This window comes from Streptomyces sp. NPDC045431, from assembly GCF_040646655.1.
Lineage (GTDB): Bacteria > Actinomycetota > Actinomycetes > Streptomycetales > Streptomycetaceae > Streptomyces.
Window position 1 is genome coordinate 141,911 of sequence record NZ_JBEZAQ010000012.1, and the last position, 17,795, is coordinate 159,705.

General features: G+C 74.5%; 15 protein-coding genes. 9 read left to right on the plus strand and 6 right to left on the minus strand.

Annotated elements, in window-relative coordinates:
* Positions 1-256: 256 nt before the first annotated feature.
* A complete protein-coding gene (locus AB0A69_RS23375; protein WP_361425179.1) occupies positions 257-1,372 on the minus strand; it encodes a hypothetical protein in 1,116 nt (371 codons plus the stop codon).
* Between the two features lie 346 nt (positions 1,373-1,718).
* Between AB0A69_RS23375 and AB0A69_RS23380 the strand changes: the two genes are divergently transcribed.
* A complete protein-coding gene (locus tag AB0A69_RS23380) occupies positions 1,719-2,579 on the plus strand; it encodes a helix-turn-helix domain-containing protein (RefSeq protein ID WP_361425182.1) in 861 nt (286 codons plus the stop codon).
* A 290-nt stretch (positions 2,580-2,869) separates the two neighbouring features.
* Positions 2,870-3,853, plus strand: coding sequence for a glutathione S-transferase C-terminal domain-containing protein (locus AB0A69_RS23385; RefSeq protein ID WP_361425185.1), 984 nt, complete (start codon positions 2,870-2,872; stop codon positions 3,851-3,853).
* A 6-nt stretch (positions 3,854-3,859) separates the two neighbouring features.
* Here the strand turns inward: AB0A69_RS23385 and AB0A69_RS23390 are convergent, their stop codons facing one another.
* From AB0A69_RS23390 to AB0A69_RS23405, 4 genes are all read right to left on the minus strand, one after another.
* Complete coding sequence (locus tag AB0A69_RS23390) at positions 3,860-5,254, minus strand: NADP-dependent succinic semialdehyde dehydrogenase (RefSeq protein WP_361425188.1); 1,395 nt, start codon at positions 5,252-5,254, stop codon at positions 3,860-3,862.
* A 121-nt stretch (positions 5,255-5,375) separates the two neighbouring features.
* On the minus strand, positions 5,376-6,479 hold the full coding sequence (locus AB0A69_RS23395; RefSeq protein ID WP_361425191.1) for an aromatic acid exporter family protein: 1,104 nt from the start codon (positions 6,477-6,479) through the stop codon (positions 5,376-5,378).
* A gap of 134 nt (positions 6,480-6,613) precedes the next feature.
* Entirely contained in the window at positions 6,614-7,504 is an 891-nt protein-coding gene (locus tag AB0A69_RS23400) for an SDR family oxidoreductase (protein ID WP_361425194.1), read from the minus strand.
* A gap of 90 nt (positions 7,505-7,594) precedes the next feature.
* Complete coding sequence (locus tag AB0A69_RS23405; RefSeq protein ID WP_361425197.1) at positions 7,595-8,014, minus strand: nuclear transport factor 2 family protein; 420 nt, start codon at positions 8,012-8,014, stop codon at positions 7,595-7,597.
* Positions 8,015-8,119: 105 nt separating this feature from the next.
* Between AB0A69_RS23405 and AB0A69_RS23410 the strand changes: the two genes are divergently transcribed.
* From AB0A69_RS23410 to AB0A69_RS23425, 4 genes are read left to right on the plus strand one after another with little or no spacing between them, the layout of a single operon-like run.
* Positions 8,120-8,698, plus strand: a complete 579-nt coding sequence (locus tag AB0A69_RS23410) for a TetR/AcrR family transcriptional regulator (RefSeq protein ID WP_361425200.1) — start codon at positions 8,120-8,122, stop codon at positions 8,696-8,698.
* Positions 8,699-8,707: 9 nt separating this feature from the next.
* Entirely contained in the window at positions 8,708-11,104 is a 2,397-nt protein-coding gene (locus AB0A69_RS23415) for an FHA domain-containing protein (protein WP_361425203.1), read from the plus strand.
* A gap of 7 nt (positions 11,105-11,111) precedes the next feature.
* Positions 11,112-11,975, plus strand: coding sequence for a hypothetical protein (locus tag AB0A69_RS23420; protein WP_361425206.1), 864 nt, complete (start codon positions 11,112-11,114; stop codon positions 11,973-11,975).
* Entirely contained in the window at positions 11,975-12,979 is a 1,005-nt protein-coding gene (locus AB0A69_RS23425) for a serine/threonine-protein kinase (RefSeq protein WP_361425209.1), read from the plus strand. The genes AB0A69_RS23420 and AB0A69_RS23425 overlap by 1 nt, the downstream gene beginning before the upstream one ends.
* On the opposite strand, the gene AB0A69_RS23430 is transcribed toward AB0A69_RS23425, so the two are convergent.
* Positions 12,956-14,287, minus strand: coding sequence for a streptophobe family protein (locus AB0A69_RS23430; protein ID WP_361425212.1), 1,332 nt, complete (start codon positions 14,285-14,287; stop codon positions 12,956-12,958). The genes AB0A69_RS23425 and AB0A69_RS23430 overlap by 24 nt on opposite strands.
* Positions 14,288-14,420: 133 nt before the next feature.
* Between AB0A69_RS23430 and AB0A69_RS23435 the strand changes: the two genes are divergently transcribed.
* From AB0A69_RS23435 to AB0A69_RS23445, 3 genes are all read left to right on the plus strand, one after another.
* Positions 14,421-15,578 (plus strand): DUF6777 domain-containing protein, encoded by a 1,158-nt coding sequence (locus tag AB0A69_RS23435; protein ID WP_361425215.1) that lies wholly within the window; start codon positions 14,421-14,423, stop codon positions 15,576-15,578.
* A 15-nt stretch (positions 15,579-15,593) separates the two neighbouring features.
* Positions 15,594-16,685: an ABC transporter permease gene (locus AB0A69_RS23440; protein ID WP_361425218.1), complete on the plus strand. Its 1,092-nt coding sequence runs from the start codon at positions 15,594-15,596 to the stop codon at positions 16,683-16,685.
* 127 nt (positions 16,686-16,812) lie between these two features.
* A complete protein-coding gene (locus AB0A69_RS23445; RefSeq protein ID WP_361425221.1) occupies positions 16,813-17,748 on the plus strand; it encodes a hypothetical protein in 936 nt (311 codons plus the stop codon).
* Positions 17,749-17,795: the final 47 nt, after the last annotated feature.

A 17,795-nucleotide genomic window follows, 5' to 3' on the forward strand; every position in this document is an offset into this window, starting at 1 on the left:
TGTAACGAGACGAGGGGCTCTCTCTGCGTTCCGCCAAGGCCCTGGCAGCGACCTTGCGGTACCCACGCGATGCCCGGCAGGGCACGCTGCCCGTGCCCTGCGCTGCCCGGTTCCGGCATGAGGCGCGGGTAACGCCCCCCGTAATAGCGGCTGTCGCGGACCGGTGACGCCCCAGTGCGGGCGGCCCGGCCGACCCCGCTCAGGATGCCGTACGTCCGCGGATATTTCTTCTGACGGTTCTTCGGTGAAAAAGCGATCACGACCCGGAACGGCGGCCGCCTTCGCGGCACGTCCGCCGACGCTCGTCGGAGAGGGCCCACTGGTAGGCGAGGGCGGCGAGCGTCGGCACGCCCCAGCGGTCCCGGAGGTGTCCGAGCTCCTTGCTGAGGGTGCGCAGGCCGATGCCCAGGCGGCGGGCGGTGATGCGCTGGTCGATGCCGGCGGCCGTGTCGTTCAGGATCTCGCGCTGGCGCGGGGTGAGCCCCCCGCCCGTACCCCCGTCCTCGGCGTCCGCTCCCCCGGGGTCGCCGTGCCAGACGTCGGCACGGCGCCAGGCGTCGGTGAAGCCCTCCGCGAGGAAGGCGACCAGGGCCCGGTCACCGACGTGCCAGGCCGCGTGGCTGGGGCTGCAGTTGTCGACGTGGTCGGGGATGAAGGCCTGGCGGCGGTCGACGACGACGCACTGCTGGAAAGGGGCGGCGAGGGTACGGAACCGCGCCCCCTTCGCGGTCATGGCGGTCACCCACCCACGGGTCGCCGGATCGTCGCGCTCGCTGTCGTGGTACAGCGTGTGCACGCGCACACCGCGGGCGAGCGCGACGGACTCGCAGGCCATGGTGCTCTCGACGAGCTCGGGGCTGTGCGGGCCGCAGGGCCGGGCGATCAGCAGTTCGGTCTCGGCGCGGCCGATGGCCTGCGCGATGCGGGCGTCCATCTGCTCCGGTTCCGCGAGGAACTCGCTGCTGGAGCCCGAGCGCCACTTGGCGCGCTCGAAGTGGACGCCGAGGTCGTCGGCGAGACCGGGTATCTCGGCCATCCGCGCCGCCCGCAGGGCCATGGCGCGCAGCTCGTCGTCGAGGAGCCTGCGGCCCGCCTCCTGCGGGTCCAGGGCGATCGGCGCCCGCGCGCCCTCCGGGTCGACGGCGACCAGCCGCCAGTCGGTCAACTCCCGCAGCGCGTCGGCGTCCGCCTCCTCCACCCGCTCGCCGCGGGTGACGCGGGCGTACAGCTCCCTGGCTGCGGCCGACAGCACCGTCGCCCCGGCCGCCACCGCGCCCCCGTCCCCGCCCCCGGACCCGGTCGTGCGCCCGCTCCCCCGCCCGCCCGCGCCCCCGGCCCCGTGCCCGTGTCCGTGCCCGGATCTTTCTCCCACCCGTGTCTCCCTGCCCCCGTCGAGGGCCCCTGTGGCGGCCCGCTGCGGCTGCGTGTGTGCGCCGTGCGCAGGTACGCACTCCCCAGGCGCTTGATCGTCGGCGTTCGACGGGTCAGCGTACCCGTGCGTCCCTCCCCGCTCCCGCCGCGCGGGCGCGGGCCTTCGCCGAGCCGCAGAACCACCGTATGCCCATGAACGGACACACCCCATGCAGCAGCCCGTACGCCGTGCCCTCACCGGGCCGACCCCGTTTCCGGCCGCCGCCCGTGCCCGGGACGCGGTGACCGGACCGCCCCGCTTCGTACAGGCTGACCAGGAACGTCGGGAACCTTGGGGGAAGAACCGCATGGACAAGGTGGCACTGCGCTGCCTGCTGCGCGAGCGCCGCGCGATGATCAAACCGGAGAGCCACGGGCTGTCCCGCCCGACCCGGCAGGGACGGCGTGCCCCGGGCCTGTCCCAGGCGCAGATCGACCAGCTCCTGCACCGCGCGCCGGACACGTACGGACGGCTGGAGTCGGGCCGCTACGCCAACCCGCCGGTGGGCCTGCTGCACGACGTGGCCCGGCTGTTCAACATGACCGAGCAGGAGTGGGTCGCGCTGTGGCGGTACGCCCTCGGCCAGGACCCGCCGCATCCGCTCAACTCCCGCTCCGGCGAGGAGATCCCGGGCGTGTGGCAGACGGTGCTGGACGGCTTCTCCCACATGGCGTACATCAGCGACCGGTCGTGGAACATGGTCGCCCACAACGCCCTCATGGCAGCGCTGTTCCCCCGGCGCGAGGTCCCCGCCAACACCATGCGGTGGCTGGCGGTCGAGCCGGAGGCCCGGACCGTGCTGGCGGACTGGGAGAAGGCGTGGGCGCCGATGGTGCTGCCGCAGCTGCGGGTGGCGCTCGCCGCGGACCCGGGCAACCGGACGCTGCGCGGCATCGTGCGCGATGTGCTGGCCGACCCGGTGGCCGCGCCGATCTACGAGTCGGCGAGCAGCCGCATCCGGCTGGACGGCGACGAGCGGCCCCTGCGCCACGCCGAGCTCGGCCCCGGATGGGTGACCCTGTGCGCCGCGCAGCCGCTGGCCGCGCCGGGCGCCCGCCTGATCATCCTGCACTTCCAGCCCGGTGAGCGCCGCGTCGCCCCGGTGCCGGCGCTGCGGGCGCCCGCCGACGGGACGGCTGGGGCCCGTCTTTCGGATCAGGCCGGATAAGGGAGCGGGGTCTGGTGCCGTACATCGCAAGGCGGAGGAGGGAGCCTCCCCCGTTGCCCGCAGGGCTACGGGGGCCATTGGCGACCGACGACAACGCGGCTGGGGGCACCCCCAGGCGAAGCTCTGGGGGTGCGGTGCCAGGGCACGCGAGCCCGGCAAGATCCGGAAGACGGGCCCCAGCCCCGCAGGGGTGACGCGGCGATAGTCGGCGGCGCGGCGCGGGTACCCGTCCCTTCGCGTGCGGCGCGCATTCCCGCGTACGCCGTCAGGGCGAGGAAGGGTGGGCGACCGTGCAGCAATCCGCCGAGTGGACGCGTTCCGCGAGCCGCTTCACGGACCGGATCACCGCCGACGGGCGGGACGGCCGGCGCGTCGAGGCCGGCCGCTACCGGCTGGTCGTCAGCCGCGCCTGCCCCTGGGCGAGCCGCGCCCTGGTGGCCCGGCGGCTGCTGGGGCTGGAGGGCGCCCTGTCGCTGGGGGTGACGGACCCGGTCCAGGACGAGCGGAGCTGGCGGTTCACCCTGGACCCGGACGGCCGCGACCCGGTGCTCGGAATCCGCTTCCTGAGCGAGGCGTACCGGGCACGGGAGGAGGGGTACGACGGCCCGGTCAGCGTCCCGGCGATCGTCGACACGCACAGCGGCGCGCTGGTGACCAACGACTACCAGCGCATCACGCTGGACCTGGCGACCGAGTGGCGCGCCCTGCACCGCCCCGGCGCGCCCGACCTGTACCCGGAGGCGCTGCGCGACGAGATCGACGAGCGGATGGACGGCATCTACCGGGACGTCAACAACGGCGTGTACGAGGCGGGTTTCGCCAAGCACCAGGAGAAGTACGACGCGGCGTACGCCCGGCTGTTCGCCCGGCTCGACCAGGTGTCGGAGCACCTGGCCGGGCAGCGGTACCTGGTGGGCGACACCATCACGGAGGCGGACGTCCGGCTGTTCACCACGCTGGTGCGGTTCGACGCGGTGTACCACGGCCACTTCAAGTGCAACCGCAACAAGCTGACCGAGGACCGGGTGCTGTGGGCGTACGCGCGGGACCTGTTCCAGACGCCGGGGTTCGGCGACACGGTCGACTTCGACCACATCAAGCGGCACTACTACCAGGTCCACCAGGACATCAACCCGACGCGGATCGTCCCGCGCGGGCCGGACCTGCGCGGCTGGCGCGCCCCGCACCACCGCGAGGAGCTGGGCGGCCGGCCCTTCGGCGACGGCACGCCGCCGGGGCCGCCGCCCGGGGACGAGGTCGTCCAGCCGCTGTAGGGGCCGTCAGGCGGCCTGCCAGACGGTGGTGGCGTTGCAGAACTCCTTGATGCCGTGGCCGGACAGCTCGCGGCCGTATCCGGAGCGCTTGACGCCGCCGAACGGCAGCGCGGGGTGCGAGGCGGTCATGCCGTTGACGTACACGCCGCCCGCCTCCAGGTCGCGGACGAAGCGCCGCAGCTCCTCCTCGTCGCGGGTCCAGACGTTGGAGCTGAGCCCGAAGTACGTGTCGTTGGCGAGGCGCACCGCCTCGTCGAGGTCGGCGGCGCGGTAGAGGGTGGCGACGGGGCCGAAGGTCTCCTCCTGGTGGATGCGCATCTCCGGGGTGATGTCGGTGAGCACGGTCGGGGCGTAGAACCAGCCCCGGTCGGCCAGGCCCTCGGGGCGCCCGCCGCCGCACAGGACGGTGGCCCCGGCGCGTACGGCGTCGTCGACGAGCTCCGCCAGGCCGTCGCGGCCGGCTTCGCTGGCGAGCGGACCGACGTCGGTGGACTCGTCCATCGGGTCGCCGACGCGGAGCGCCGCCATGCCGGCCGTGAAGCGCTCGGCGAAGGCGTCGTAGACGTCCGTGTGGACGATGAACCGCTTGGCGGCGATGCAGGACTGGCCGTTGTTCTGGGCGCGGGCGGTGACGGCGACGGTGGCGGCCCGCTCGACGTCGGCGGAGGGCATCACGAGGTACGGGTCGCTGCCCCCGAGCTCCAGGACGGTCTTCTTGATCTCGTCGCCCGCGATGGAGGCCACGGAGCGGCCGGCCGGTTCGCTGCCGGTGAGGGTGGCGGCGGCGACGCGCGGGTCGCGCAGGACGCGTTCGACGGCGCGCGAGCCGATCAGCAGGGTCTGGAAGCAGCCCTCCGGGTAGCCGGCGCGGCGGAAGAGGTCCTCCAGGTAGAGGGCGGTCTGCGGCACGTTGGAGGCGTGCTTCAGGAGGCCGGTGTTGCCGGCCATGAGGGCGGGCGCGGCGAACCGTACGACCTGCCAGAGCGGGAAGTTCCACGGCATGACGGCCAGTACGGGCCCGAGGGGCCGGTAGTGGACGCGGGCGGTGGCGGCGCCCGCGTCCCGGACGTCCGCCTCGGGCGGGTGTTCGTCGGCGAGGAGGCGCTCGGCGTGGTCGGCGTACCAGCGCATGGCCTTGACGCACTTGGCGGCCTCGGCGCGGGCGGCGCCGATGGGCTTGCCCATCTCGGTGGTGAGGGTGCGGGCGATGTCCGCCTGGTCCTCCTCGAGGAGGTCGGCGGCGCGCCGGAGCAGGCGGGCGCGGTCGGCGAAGGAGGTGGTGCGGTAGTCGCGGAAGGCCGCCTCGGCGGCGGCCACGCGCCGGTCGATGCCGGCGTCGTCGAGTGCGTCGAAGGTCTTCAGCGTCTCGCCGGTGGCGGGGTTCACCGTCGCGATGGGCATGGGTCTCTTCCTCTTCCTCGCGGTCGCGGTCGCATTCCTCGCGGGCGCTGACCCGACCCTCCCGCGCGGCGGGGTACGCCGCAACGCGAGCGGGAGGGGCCGGGGTGGCAGGGGCCAGGGGTCAGGTCACGCGTGCGTTCTCCAGGTCGTGCAGCAACTGGCGGGTCTCGGCGGCGAGGCCGCCGACCGAGGTGGCGGTCTCGTCGTCGCGTCCGGCCTGCCCGGCGAGCCGGGCCTTGAGCCGTCGGTGCGCCTCCCAGGCGCGGTCCAGCGCCTGCCGGCGCTCCCGCGCCGCGTCGGTCCGTCCCTCGTCCTCATCCGCCCGGGTGAGGGCGGCGCAGTCGGCCTCACAGGCGTCCGCCAGGGCGTCCAGCAGCGGCGGTACGTCGGCGAGGACGTGGTCCGGCGGCGGGGCGAACCGCGGCCGCTCGCCCGCCGCCTCGGCGAGCAGCGCGGTGAGGGAGGTCAGGTGGTCGACGACCCGCTCCCACGCGGCGTCCCACTCGGTGGAGGGCAGCGCGGGGCCGGGCAGCCGGCGGATGCGGTGGGCGGGGTTGAGGCGGTAGCTCTCGCGGGTCCAGGTGCGGGCGTCGCGCAGCGCGGCGAGACGGCCGGTGAGCCTGCGGGCGCGGCGGTGCCACTCGACGGCCTGGCTCCGGTCGTGGCCGGACCGCATCTCGTCGGCCATGGCGCGCAGCAGTCCGGCGCTGTCCCCCGGCAGCCTGCACAGCGCGTGGTGCGCGTCGCGCAGGTGCACGGGCGGCAGGATCAGCGCGTTCACGGCGATGCCGATGGCCGCGCCGAGGAGCGTCTCCAGCAGCCGGTGCAGGATGTCCGTCCCGCTCCAGGAGCCGTAGACGAGCACGAAGAGCGCGGTGGTGGAGGCGTAGAGGCCCTGGTCGCCGAAGCGGCCGTAGTTGCCGAGCAGCACGGTCGCCGGCAGGGCGAGTGCCATCGCCGCCATGGTGTTCCCGGTGAGGCCGACCGCGGCGGCGGCCAGGACCGTGCCGGCGGCGATGAGGACCACCTGCTGGAGTCCGGTGCGCAGGGAGCGGTAGACGGTGGACTGGACGAGGGCGACGGCGGTCCAGGGGGCCATCAGGGCGAGCGGGGCCTGCCACCACCAGCCGGCCACCGCCCAGGCGAGGATGGCGGCCCCGGCGGCCTTGAGGGACTGGACGGCCTTGTCCCGCTCCGGTCCGGGGCCGGTCAGCGCGCGCCGCACGGAGCGCCCGACGGTGGTCGCCTCCCACGCGACGCGCCGCCCTGCCCGCCGCCATGCCCACCGCTCTGTTCGTCGATCTGTTCGTCGCTCCGTTCGTCGCGTCGTCGGATGGCGGTTCTTCGCGGCCGGGCGTATCACGGCAGGGGCGTACCCCCGGTGGCGTTGACGATCTCCGCGGTGATGTAGCTCGCGTTCGGCGAGGCGAGGAAGACGTACGCGGGTGCCATCTCGACGGGCTGGGCCGCGCGTCCGAGGGGTGCCTGCTTCCCGAACTCGGCGGTGTCCGGCATGGTCGCGGGGATCAGCGGCGTCCAGACGGGTCCGGGGGCCACGGCGTTGACGCGGATGCCGCGCGGGGCGAGCATCTGGGCGAGCCCCTGCGTGAAGGTGACGATGGCGCCCTTGGTCATGGCGTAGTCGAGCAGGGGCGGGCTCGGCTGGTAGGCCTGCACGGAGGTGGTGTTGATGACGCAGCCGCCCTTGGGGATGTGCGGGAGCGCCATCTTGGTGAGCCAGAACATGCCGTAGAGGTTGGTCTTCATCACCCGGTCGAACTGCTCCGTCGTGATGGCCTCGATGCCGTCGGGCTGGGCCATCTGGAAGGCGGCGTTGTTCACCAGGATGTCGATGCGGCCGAACTCGGCGGCGGCGCGGTCGATCAGGTAGCGGCACTGGCTCTCGTCCCTGATGTCGCACTCCACGGCGACGGCCTTGCGCCCCGCCGCCTCGATCAGGCGCGTGGTCTCGCGGGCCTCGTCGAGTTCCTCGGGCAGGTGGGTGAAGAGGACGTCGGCGCCTTCCCGGGCGTACGCCAGGCAGACGGCCCGGCCGATGCCGGAGTCGCCGCCGGTGACGACGGCGGCCCGGTCCGCCAGCTGGCCGCTGCCGCGGTACGAGTCCTCGCCGTGGTCCGGCCGCGGCGTCATCGCCTCGGTGTACCCGGGGTGGGGCTGCTCCTGGTCGGGGAAGTCGGGCCGGGGGTGGCGGGTGACGGGGTCGTCGGGGTGCCGGCGGTCATCGGTCATGTCGGTCCTTACTCCTGAACGTCGCGGTGGCGCGGGGTGCGCGCGGTGTTCGCGTTCCCAGGAGCGGCGGGCCGAATCACGCCGGACGGGTCATTCGGGGGTGTGCGCGATCCGGCGCTCGGCGGCGGTGATGGGAAGCTCGTTGATGCTCGCGTAGCGCTTGCGCATCAGGCCCTGCCCGTCGAACTCCCAGTTCTCGTTGCCGTACGCGCGGAACCACCGGCTGTCGGCGTCGTGGTACTCGTACTCGAAGCGGACGGCGATCCGGTCGCCGGTGTAGGCCCAGAGCTCCTTGCGGAGCCGGTAGCCGAGCTCGCGCCGCCACTTGTCGGTCAGGAAGGCGACGATCTCCTCGCGGCCGTGGAGGAACCGGTCGCGGTTGCGCCACTCGGAGTCCGGCGTGTAGGCGAGGGCCACCTTCTCCGGGTCGCGCGTGTTCCAGGCGTCCTCGGCGAGCTGCACCTTCAGGCGGGCGGACTCCTCGGTGAACGGCGGCAGGGGCGGGCGCACGGTGGTCTCCTCTCGCGCGAGAACGATCGTTCTCACCTCGTTGGGTACCCTACGAGAACGATGGTTCTCACACAAGGGGCCCAGGGCGCCCCGGGGAGTGGAGCGATGGACGGAGAAGCCACCCGCGAGCGCATCCTCGACGCGGCCGAGGAGCTCTTCTACGGCCGGGGCGTCCGGGCGGTCGGGATGGACGCCGTCCGCTCCGCGTCCGGCGTGACCCTGCGGCGGCTGTACCAGCTCTTCCCCTCGAAGGCCACGCTCGTGGAGGCGTACCTGCTGCGGCGCGACACCCGCTGGCGGGACGCGCTCGCGGCGTACGTGGACGGCGTGGACGGTACGCCCGCCGCGCGGGTGCTCGCGGTCTTCGACTGGCTCGGGCGGTGGTTCGAGGAACCGGGCTTCCGGGGCTGCGCGTTCGTCAACGCCTTCGGTGAGCTGGGCTCCTCGCCCGAGGTCGCCCGGGCGGCGCGCGCCCACAAGGAGGCGTTCCGGCGGCAGGTCGACGACCTGGTGGCGGAGGCGGGGGCCGCCCCGGCGGCCGGCGCGCAGATCGCGCTCCTCGCCGAGGGGGCGATCACCACGGCCGCCCTCACGGGCTCGTCCGAGCCCGCTCGCCAGGCGCGCGAGGCGGCGCGGCTGCTGCTGACGGCCCACCGATCTGCGCATACCGGGGCAGACCGATAAAATTCCCCTATGGGAGAGCGGCCGTTCGCGCCCAGCGCACCCGAGCTGGTCCTCGACATCGACGGGGACAGCACCGTCCTCACCCCGGACCGGGTCTACCGCGTCGGGCGCGACCCCACCAGCGACATCGTGCTCACCGATGCCCGGATCTCGTGGCACCACGCGGACCTGCGCGCCGACGGCGGCCACTGGACCGTCCACGACGACGGCAGCACCAACGGCACCTTCACCGAGGGCGGACGCGTACGGGCCTGGGAGGTGGGGCCCGGCAGCGTCATCCGGTTCGGGCACCCCACCGAAGGGCCGTGCGCCGTGCTGTCACCGCACGGGCGGGCCACGCAGGGCGCGGCGGCACAGGGGGAGCCGACGGCCCCGCCCCGACCGTCCTCCGTCTCGATGCCCGCCGCGACCGGCACCTTCCGGCAGCCCACCTCCGTCCGCCCGCTGCCCACCGCCCGGACCCTGCGCATCGGGCGCGCCGCCGACAACGACCTGGTGGTCGACGACCTGACGGTCTCGCGCCGCCACGCCGAGCTGGAGGCCCACCCGGACGGCACCTACTGGATCCACGACACCGGCAGCCACAACGGCACGTTCCTCAACGGGCGGCGGGTGACCCGCGCCCGGGTGTCGCCCGACGACATCGTCGGCATCGGGCACGCGGCGTTCTGCCTGATCGGCGACCGGCTCGTGGAGTTCACCGACACCGGTGAGGTCTCGCTCGACGTCCAGGACCTCTCCGTCACGGTCGACCACGGCCGCAAGACGCTCCTCGACGGGGTGAGCTTCCCCGTCGGCGAGAAGGCCCTGCTCGCCGTCGTCGGGCCGAGCGGCGCCGGCAAGTCCACCCTCCTCAACGCGCTGACCGGACAGCGGCCCGCCGAGCACGGGACCGTCCTGTACGACGGGCGCGACCTGTACCGCGACTACGCCGAGCTGCGCCAGCGCATCGGGCTCGTACCGCAGGACGACATCCTGCACCTCCAGCTGACCGTGCGCCGCGCCCTGTCGTACGCCGCCGAGCTGCGCTTCCCGGAGGACACGGTGAGGCGCGAGCGGCGGGCGCGCGTGGAGGAGGTCATCCGCGAGCTGGGCCTGGAGGAGCGGGCGGGGCAGCCGATCCACAGCCTCTCCGGCGGGCAGCGCAAGCGGGTCAGCGTCGCGCTGGAGCTGCTGACGAAGCCGTCGCTGCTCTTCCTCGACGAGCCGACCTCCGGCCTCGACCCGGGCATGGACCGGTCGGTGATGCACATGCTGCGCGGGCTCGCCGACGACGGCCGCACGGTCATCGTCGTCACCCACAGCGTGCTGAGCCTCGACGTGTGCGACCGGCTGCTGGTCCTCGCGCCCGGCGGGCGGATCGCCTACTACGGACCGCCCGGGGACGCGCTCGGCTTCTTCGGGTTCGCGCAGTGGCCCGAGGCGTTCGAGGCGTTCGAGAACGACCGCGACCGCGACTGGGCGGCCCAGTACCAAGGCTCCTTCTACCACCAGCGGTACATCGCGGGGGCCATGCGGCCGCCGCCGCAGCCGTCGGACGCGGACATGGCCTCCGAAGCGGCGGAGCCCGCGCCGCTGCCGCCGCCGAAGGCGCAGAGCTGGGGCGCCCAGCTGCGTACGCTCGTACGGCGGTACGCGGCCGCGCTCGGCGCGGACCGGACCTTCCTCGCCATCATGATCGCGCTGCCGTTCGTGATGGGCGCGATGGCCCGGGCCCTGTCGGAGGGCCGCCTCGGGCCCGAGTCGACGATGAACGTCCTGCTCATCCTCTGCGTCGGCGGGGTCCTGACGGGCGCCGCCAACGCGGTGCGGGAGCTGGTCAAGGAACGCACCATCTACCGCCGGGAGAGAGCCGTCGGCCTCTCCAGATCGGCGTACCTGATGTCCAAGGTGGTGGTGCTCGGCACGATCACGGTCGTCCAGGCGGTGGTGCTCACCCTGGTGGCGCTCGTCGGCGTCCCGCTGAACGCACCGCGCGGCGAGGGCGTGCTGATGCCGCCGCTCGTGGAGATCGTGGTCGCCGTGGCGCTGCTGGCCTTCACCGCGATGATGCTCGGTCTGTTCGTGTCCGCGCTGGTGCGCAAGGAGGAGGTCACCATGCCGCTGCTGGTGCTCCTCGCGATCGTCCAGGTGGTCTTCTGCGGCGGGCTGCTGACGATCAGCGGCTCGCTCGTCATCGAGCAGCTGGCGTGGCTGGTGCCGTCCCGGTGGGCGTTCGGGGCGATGGGATCGACCATCGGCATCGGGCGGATCGTGCCGGGCGAGAAGACGGCGGACCCGCTGTTCGAGCACTCCCTGGGCACGTGGCTGCTGGACGTGGGGATGCTGGTGGTGCTGAGCCTCGTCCTCGGGATCCTGGTCGCCCGGCTGCTGCGCCGGCACGAGCCCGTGATCATGCGAAAGTAGGCGCTTCATGGTCGCCCACCCCACGAGCCCGGACTTCCGGCCGACGCACGTCGTCCCGCGCGGGGGCCTGCCCGCCTGGGAGGCGCCCGACCCGGCGCGGCCGACGGAGCCGCTGGACCCGTTCCTGCCCGTGCAGCTGGTCGACCGGGTCGGCGACTGGGGGCGAATCCGGTGCTCCAACGGCTGGACCGCCTGGGTGGACGGCCGCCTGCTGGTCGCCGTACCGGCCGATCCGCCGGCCGCCGGGCAGCCGACGAGCCGGGCGGCCGATCCGCGGCCCCTGCTCGGCCGGGTCGAGGAGTCGCTGGGCCGCTACCGGCGGGCGGCGGAGGAGCTCGTGTCGGGCCGGACGGACGGCGAGGACTTCCGCCGCCGCACGCGCGGCCTGCGGGCCGGCGTGGTCGTCGACGGGGAGGCGCTCTGGCTGTACGACGCCGAGCACGAGCGCTGGGTGTACTGCGACGGGCGCAGGATGAGCACGTACGCGGCGTCGTCGGGCCCCTCGGCGAGCGCGGCCCCCGCCCCCGGGGCCACCGACGGCTCCGGCACGGCCGGTACGACGGGCACGGCCGGTACGACGGGCACGGCCGGTACGACCGGTGCCGCGGGTGCCGCGGGTGCCGCGGGTGCCGCGGACGCCACCCGCGCGGTACAGGCGCCGAGCCCCGCCGGTGACCGGGACGGCGCCCCGGAGGCCACGCGTGTCGTCGCTGCGCCGGAGGTGCCGGAAGCGCCGGAGACCCCGGCGGAGCCGGTGGAGCCGGCCGGACCGCCGGCGCGCGAGGCGGCCGTCGCCCACGAGCCGACGCGGGTCGTGGAGTGGCCCGGCGACGGTGACGGCGGCGGCACCGGCGCCGGGCGTGAGCGCTGATGGGCGGCGGCGGGAGCGGCGGCACCGGGAGCACCGAGCTGCCGGCCGGGCGGCCCTCCGGGCTGACCGGGACGCGGATCGCGGACTACCGGGTGGAGCGGGAGATCGGCCGGGGCGGCATGGCCGTGGTGTACCTCGCCCGCGACCTGCGGCTCGACCGCCCGGTGGCGCTCAAGCTGCTGGCGCCGGAGCTGGCGCGCAACGACACCTTCCGCAAGCGGTTCGTCCACGAGTCGCGGGCGGCCGCGGCGATCGACCACCCGCACATCGTGCCGGTGTTCGAGGCCGGCGAGACCGACGGCGTGCTGTACATCGCCATGCGGTACGTCGCCGGGCACGACCTGCGCGCGCTGCTCGACCGCGAGGGGCCCCTGCCGCCCGAGAAGGCGGCGCGGATCGCCGTACAGGTGGCGTCGGCGCTGGACGCGGCGCACGCGCACGACCTGGTGCACCGGGACGTCAAGCCGGGCAACATCCTGGTCGCGGAGGGCACGGACAGCGACCGCCCCGAGTACGCGTACCTCACCGACTTCGGGCTCACGAAGAAGTCGCTGTCGCTGACCGGGTTCACGACGGTCGGCCAGTTCGTGGGGACGCTCGACTACGTGGCGCCGGAGCAGATCTCGGGGCGCCCGGTGGACGGGCGGTGCGACCTCTACAGCCTGGGGTGCGTCGTCTTCGAGACCCTGGCGGGCGCGCCCCCGTTCCGGCGGGACGACGACATGGCGCTGCTGTGGGCCCATCAGTACGACCCGCCGCCCGCGCTGACGAGTGAACGGCCGGGGCTGCCCTCCGCCGTGGACGGGGTCATGGCGAAGGCGCTCGCGAAGACGCCGGAGGAGCGGTACGACACGTGTCTGCGGTTCGTGGCGGAGTTGCGGGAGGCGCTGCTGGTGGACGACCGCCGGCACCCGCCCGAGCCCGGGCCGCCGCCCGCCCCGCCGGAGACCGGCCGGCCGCCGGAGCCGCCGCGCTGGGCGCTACCGGTCTTCCGGGGCCTGTAGCGGCGCCGCGGGCGTGACCTGGACCTCGCCCCGGCGGCGTACCCGCGAGGCGAGGAGTCCGCCGAGGAGGCCCGCGACCAGGCCCCAGGCCAGGGCGAGGCCGACCATCGTCCACAGGTGGGGCCGCAGCGCGACCTGGCCGCTGAAGGCGTCGACGTCACCGATGATGATCATCGAAAGGCCGTACCGCGCGGAGACGCGGGTGACGGGGATGATCACCAGCATGGTGAGCGCGAAGGCGGCGCCCAGGTGCACGGCGTGCTGCCACAGCCGCGTGCGGGCCGGTGAGCGGACCGCCATGACGAAGGCGGCGGCCAGCAGCAGGACGGCGGCGACCGGGATGAGCCACCAGGCGCGCGGGTCCTGTTCGGCGAGGGAGGCCACATCCACGGTGGCGTCCGGCGACCCGCGGCGCATCACCGCGTCGAGGACCTGCGGCATCGGCAGCCCGAAGGGCCCTTCCGCCCGGCCGTCCCAGGCGCCGCCGATACCGACGCCGAGGGCGAGCCAGACGACGTTCGGCAGACCGAGGAGGATGACCGCGAACGTGTCGGCGGGGTGCCCCCGGGTGGCCGCCACGACGAGCCCGACGACCAGCCCGATCACGGCGTACGCGAGGACCAGCAGCAGCATCGCGGAGGCGGCGGGACGGACGGCCTCCTGGTGGCGCAGGAGCCGGGCGGGCAGCGCGGCCGTCCGCGAGACGAGCAGGGCGGCGAGGAGCACCCCGAGCACCCACAGCAGGCCGAAGCCCAGCGTGGGCCCGAGGTCGGCGCGGAAGCCGAGCGTGGGGGTGGCGCCCAGGAAGTCGAGGATGTCGCCCGCCGTGTCCCCCGGGTCGAGGGTGAAGCTGTGGCGCGCCAGGGCGGTGAGTGCGGCGAGCGCCGCCAGCCAGAGGACGGCCGTCCTGGCGATGCGGGCGAGGAGTTCACCGGTGCCGGTGACGGCGTGGTGGCGCAGCGGCCGCAGGAAGACGGCGCCGGTGGCGAGCGCTCCGGCGAGGGTCACCGAGAGCGGCATCGCGGTCAGTTCGGCGTCCGTCCCGGCGAAGGCCCCGGCGTCTCCGGCGAGTCCGACGGAACCGCCCGCCGCCATGACGACGACGGCGGCCACGACGCTGGGGAACGCGCCCTCGGGCAGTCCGGCGGCGCCCGCGGCCCAGAGGCCGAGCGCGGCCGTGACGGCCATGGCGGCGACCCCCGCGACCACCGCGAGCAGGGCGTGGCCCCAGTCGCGGGCGGCGCGCCCCGCGCCGCTGTGCGGGGTGCCCCCGGGGGCCTGGCGGACCTGACGGGCCTGACGACTCACGGTGTCACGGTAAGCGGGCGGCGGGGCCCTCGCCCGCGGGACGGGGCCGTTCGGCGCTGCGCCGGCGCCTCGGCTTGCGAGGCCCGCCCGTACGGAACACACAATGAGCCGGAACGGAAGAAAGGGAAAAACCGTGACTTCCCAGCCGCCTCCCGATCGCCCCACCGGCCCTCCGTCGGGTCCGCCGACCGGCCCGCCCTCCGGGCCCCTGTCCGGTCCGGCGTCCCAGCCGCCGGGGGACGGCGGTGGTCGCGGTGGTCGCGGCGGCGGCCCCTGGTGGCGGTCCGCCCCCAAGGTCGCGGTCCTCGCGGGCGTGGTCGTGCTGGCCGTGGTGCTCGCCGTGGTCCTGCCGCGCCTCGGCGGCGACGGGGACGGGGACGGCGGCGGTACGGCGGGAGGGGGCACCATCTCCCTCCAGAACGCCTCGGCGGCCGGCCCCGACCCGTTCACCGACTCCACGGAGGTCGAGGACGACGAACCGACCGCGCCCCCGACCACCCCGCCCGCGCCGACGACCCCGCCGCCGCGGGAGAACACGCCCACGGTGTACGAGGGTTCGTGGGACGGCCTCTACGGCGGCACCAAGAACGTGGCCAGTTGCGACGTGGAACGCCAGATCCGCTTCCTCGGCGAGGCGCCCGACAAGAACGCGGCCTTCGCCTCCGCGCTGCGCCTGGCACCGTCCGCGGTCCCGGCGTACCTGCGCGGGCTGACCCCGATGCGGCTGACGAAGGACACCTGGGTCACCAACCACACCTTCCGCGACGGCAAGGCCGCCCCCTATCAGGCGATCCTCCAGGCCGGTACGGCCGTCATGGTCGACGCGCACGGCGTGCCGAGGGTCCGCTGCGCCTGCGGCAACCCCCTCCAGGAGCCGGTGCGCCGGGGCACGTACCGCCCCGTCGGCGACCCGTGGCCCGGGTACGACGCGTCGAAGACGGCGGTCGTCAAGCCGTCGCGCTCGGTGGTGAAGGAGTTCGTCATCGTCGACGTGAGGAACGGCGGCTACATCGAGCGCCCGCCGGGCGAGGAGGGTCACCGCAAGGACGACGAGACCACGACGCCCTCCCCCGGCCACACCTCGTCGCCGCCCGCCTCGCCCAAGTCGCCGGAGCCCAAGTCGCCGGGGCCCAAGTCGCCGGGGCCCTCGACACCGTCGCCTCCGACGTCGGAGCCCGCGCCCGACACCTCGACCCCGAGCCCGCAGGACCCGGACACCGACACGTCGTCCGCGGAGGCACCGCCCGAGGTGCCGCCGGAGCCGGTGGACCCCCCGCCTCCGGCAGCCTGACCCCCTCGCCGTCCCATGGCCGAGACCGCAGCCGAGGAACGGGAAGACCGCCCGGAACGTCCTGAGCACGGCGCCCACGGCAGGCCCCCGACCCGGGCCGACCGGTGGGCGTCGGTCCGGAGGTCGCCCTTCCTGCCCGCCTCCGTCCTGGTGCTGATCCTGGCCGCCGCCGCGGCGCTCTTCGCCGGCTCGTACACGTACACCATGGCGAACCCGACACCGCGTCAGATCCCGACCGCGCTCGTGGGACCGGCCGACGCGCCGCACGGCCGCCGGTTCCTCGCGGGCATGGACGAGGCCCTCAACGCCTCGCTGGAGGTGCGCCGGTACGCCGATGAGGCCGGGGCCCGGCGGGCCATGGAGGAGCAGGAGGTCTTCGCCGTCCTGACGGTGCGGCAGCGCGGCGTGGAGCTGGACGTGGCCGGGGCGGCGGGCGCGACCGTGGCGCAGGTGCTGGCCGAGGCCGGTCCGGCGGCCGGCAGGGCGACGGGCGTGCCGGTCCGGGTGCGGGACGTCACACCGCTCCAGCCGGGCGACCCGCGCGGGCTGGCCCTGTTCTACATCTCGCTCGCCGCCGTGATCATCGGCTTCGTCGGGGCCATCCAGCTGAGCGTCCACGCCCGCGCGCTCAACCCGGGCGAGCGGATCGCCTTCACCGCGGCGTACGCGCTGCTGGGCGGTTTCGCCATTGCGGCGACCGCCGACTGGCTGCTGGGCGCGCTGGACCTGCCGTTCGTGGAGTCATGGCTGATCCTCGCCCTGACGATGTTCACCTCGGGCATGGTCTTCTCGATGTTCAACGCCCTGATGGGGCGGTGGGCGATGCTGCCCACCTGGGGCCTGATGGTCCTGCTGGGCAACCCGTCGTCCGGCGGCGCCGTGTCCTGGCCGCTGCTGCCGTCGGTGCTGGGCCACATCGGGCGCTGGCTCCCGCCGGGCGCCTCGGTGAACGCGCAGCACACGGCGGTGTACTTCGGCGACCACCAACATCTGTTCCCCTTCGCGGTGCTGGCCGGCTGGGCGCTGCTGTCCTGCGGCGTCTTCTGGGTCTGGCGCCACCGCCACCCGGGCGGCCGCGACCGGGTCCCGGCGCACGCGGCGGCCTGAGCCCGGCAAGACCGCAGCCCGACAGCCCGACAGCCCGGCAGCCCGGCAGCCGGGCAAGATCGGCAAGACACTCCCCCGGAGCGGCTGGGATACTGGGAGTCCCTCTCCAGGGGGGACGGGAGCCGCCATGGGACCCAGGGTGATCTACGTCCACGGCAACGGCAACAAGGTCCGCGCCGAGCTGCTGAAGTCGCAGTGGGACCGTGCGCTCTTCGGCCGCGACATGGGCGAGGTGTCCCGCATGGCCTACTGGGCGCCCCTGCGGTACGACACGCCGCTGCCCGACTCCGAGCCCGATCCGCTGGACGGGGCGCCCGAGGCCTTCCAGGAGCTGCCGGGGCCGGCGGCCGTCGAGGCGCCGGAGGAGTTCGTGGCGCGCACGCTCGGGGAGTCGTGGTTCGAGTCGGGCGGCGCCGCCCCGGAAGGGCCGTGGACGGGCGAGGCCGGGGACCCGCTGGGCCGCTGGCTGCGCGACATGACGTACCTGGCGGACACGCTGGCCGAGGGCCCTCCGGCCCAGGGGCCGGGCCCGGAACCCGGCCTGGAGGCGCTGCCGCTGCCGGCTCCGGCCCGCAAGGCGGTGTTCCGGATCCTGGTCAAGCACACCTTCAAGGACGTGCACGCCTACTTCTTCGGCGGCGCGGGCCCCGCCATCCGCGACGTGCTGCGCGCCGAGCTCGACGCGGTCGGCGACGCGCCGCTCCTCGTCGTCGGCCACAGCCTCGGCTCCATCGTCGCGTACGAGGTACTGGCCGAGACGCGGCGGGAGACCGAACTCTTCGTGACCGTCGGCTCCCCGCTGGCCGTCAAGGAGGTGCAGGACCACCTGGCCGCGCCGCCCGCCGTGCCCGCCGGCGTACGGGTCTGGCGCAACGCGTCCGACCTGCGGGACCTGGTGGCCCTGGACCACACGCTGCGCCCCGAGTACGCGCCGCAGGAACGGATCACGGACCTGTTGGTGGTGAACGACAGCCCCAACCACCACGGGATCGCCCCGTACCTGGCGGACGCGCAGGTCAGAGGCGCGTGCCAGGAGGTCCTCGACCGCCTTGCGGGCCCGTGAACCGGGTGTGAATATGACAAAAGAGGGGGGCGAGAAGGGGGGCGTCA

Bases quoted from the DNA above. Each gene is read 5' to 3' on its own strand.
- AB0A69_RS23420 (WP_361425206.1), top strand. From the start codon at position 11,112: ATGGTCGCCCACCCCACGAGCCCGGACTTCCGGCCGACGCACGTCGTC.
- AB0A69_RS23390 (WP_361425188.1), bottom strand. From the start codon at position 5,254: ATGCCCATCGCGACGGTGAACCCCGCCACCGGCGAGACGCTGAAGACC.
- AB0A69_RS23380 (WP_361425182.1), top strand. From the start codon at position 1,719: ATGGACAAGGTGGCACTGCGCTGCCTGCTGCGCGAGCGCCGCGCGATG.
- AB0A69_RS23415 (WP_361425203.1), top strand. From the start codon at position 8,708: ATGGGAGAGCGGCCGTTCGCGCCCAGCGCACCCGAGCTGGTCCTCGAC.
- AB0A69_RS23445 (WP_361425221.1), top strand. From the start codon at position 16,813: ATGGGACCCAGGGTGATCTACGTCCACGGCAACGGCAACAAGGTCCGC.
- AB0A69_RS23440 (WP_361425218.1), top strand. From the start codon at position 15,594: ATGGCCGAGACCGCAGCCGAGGAACGGGAAGACCGCCCGGAACGTCCT.
- AB0A69_RS23425 (WP_361425209.1), top strand. From the start codon at position 11,975: ATGGGCGGCGGCGGGAGCGGCGGCACCGGGAGCACCGAGCTGCCGGCC.
- AB0A69_RS23410 (WP_361425200.1), top strand. From the start codon at position 8,120: ATGGACGGAGAAGCCACCCGCGAGCGCATCCTCGACGCGGCCGAGGAG.
- AB0A69_RS23400 (WP_361425194.1), bottom strand. From the start codon at position 7,504: ATGACCGATGACCGCCGGCACCCCGACGACCCCGTCACCCGCCACCCC.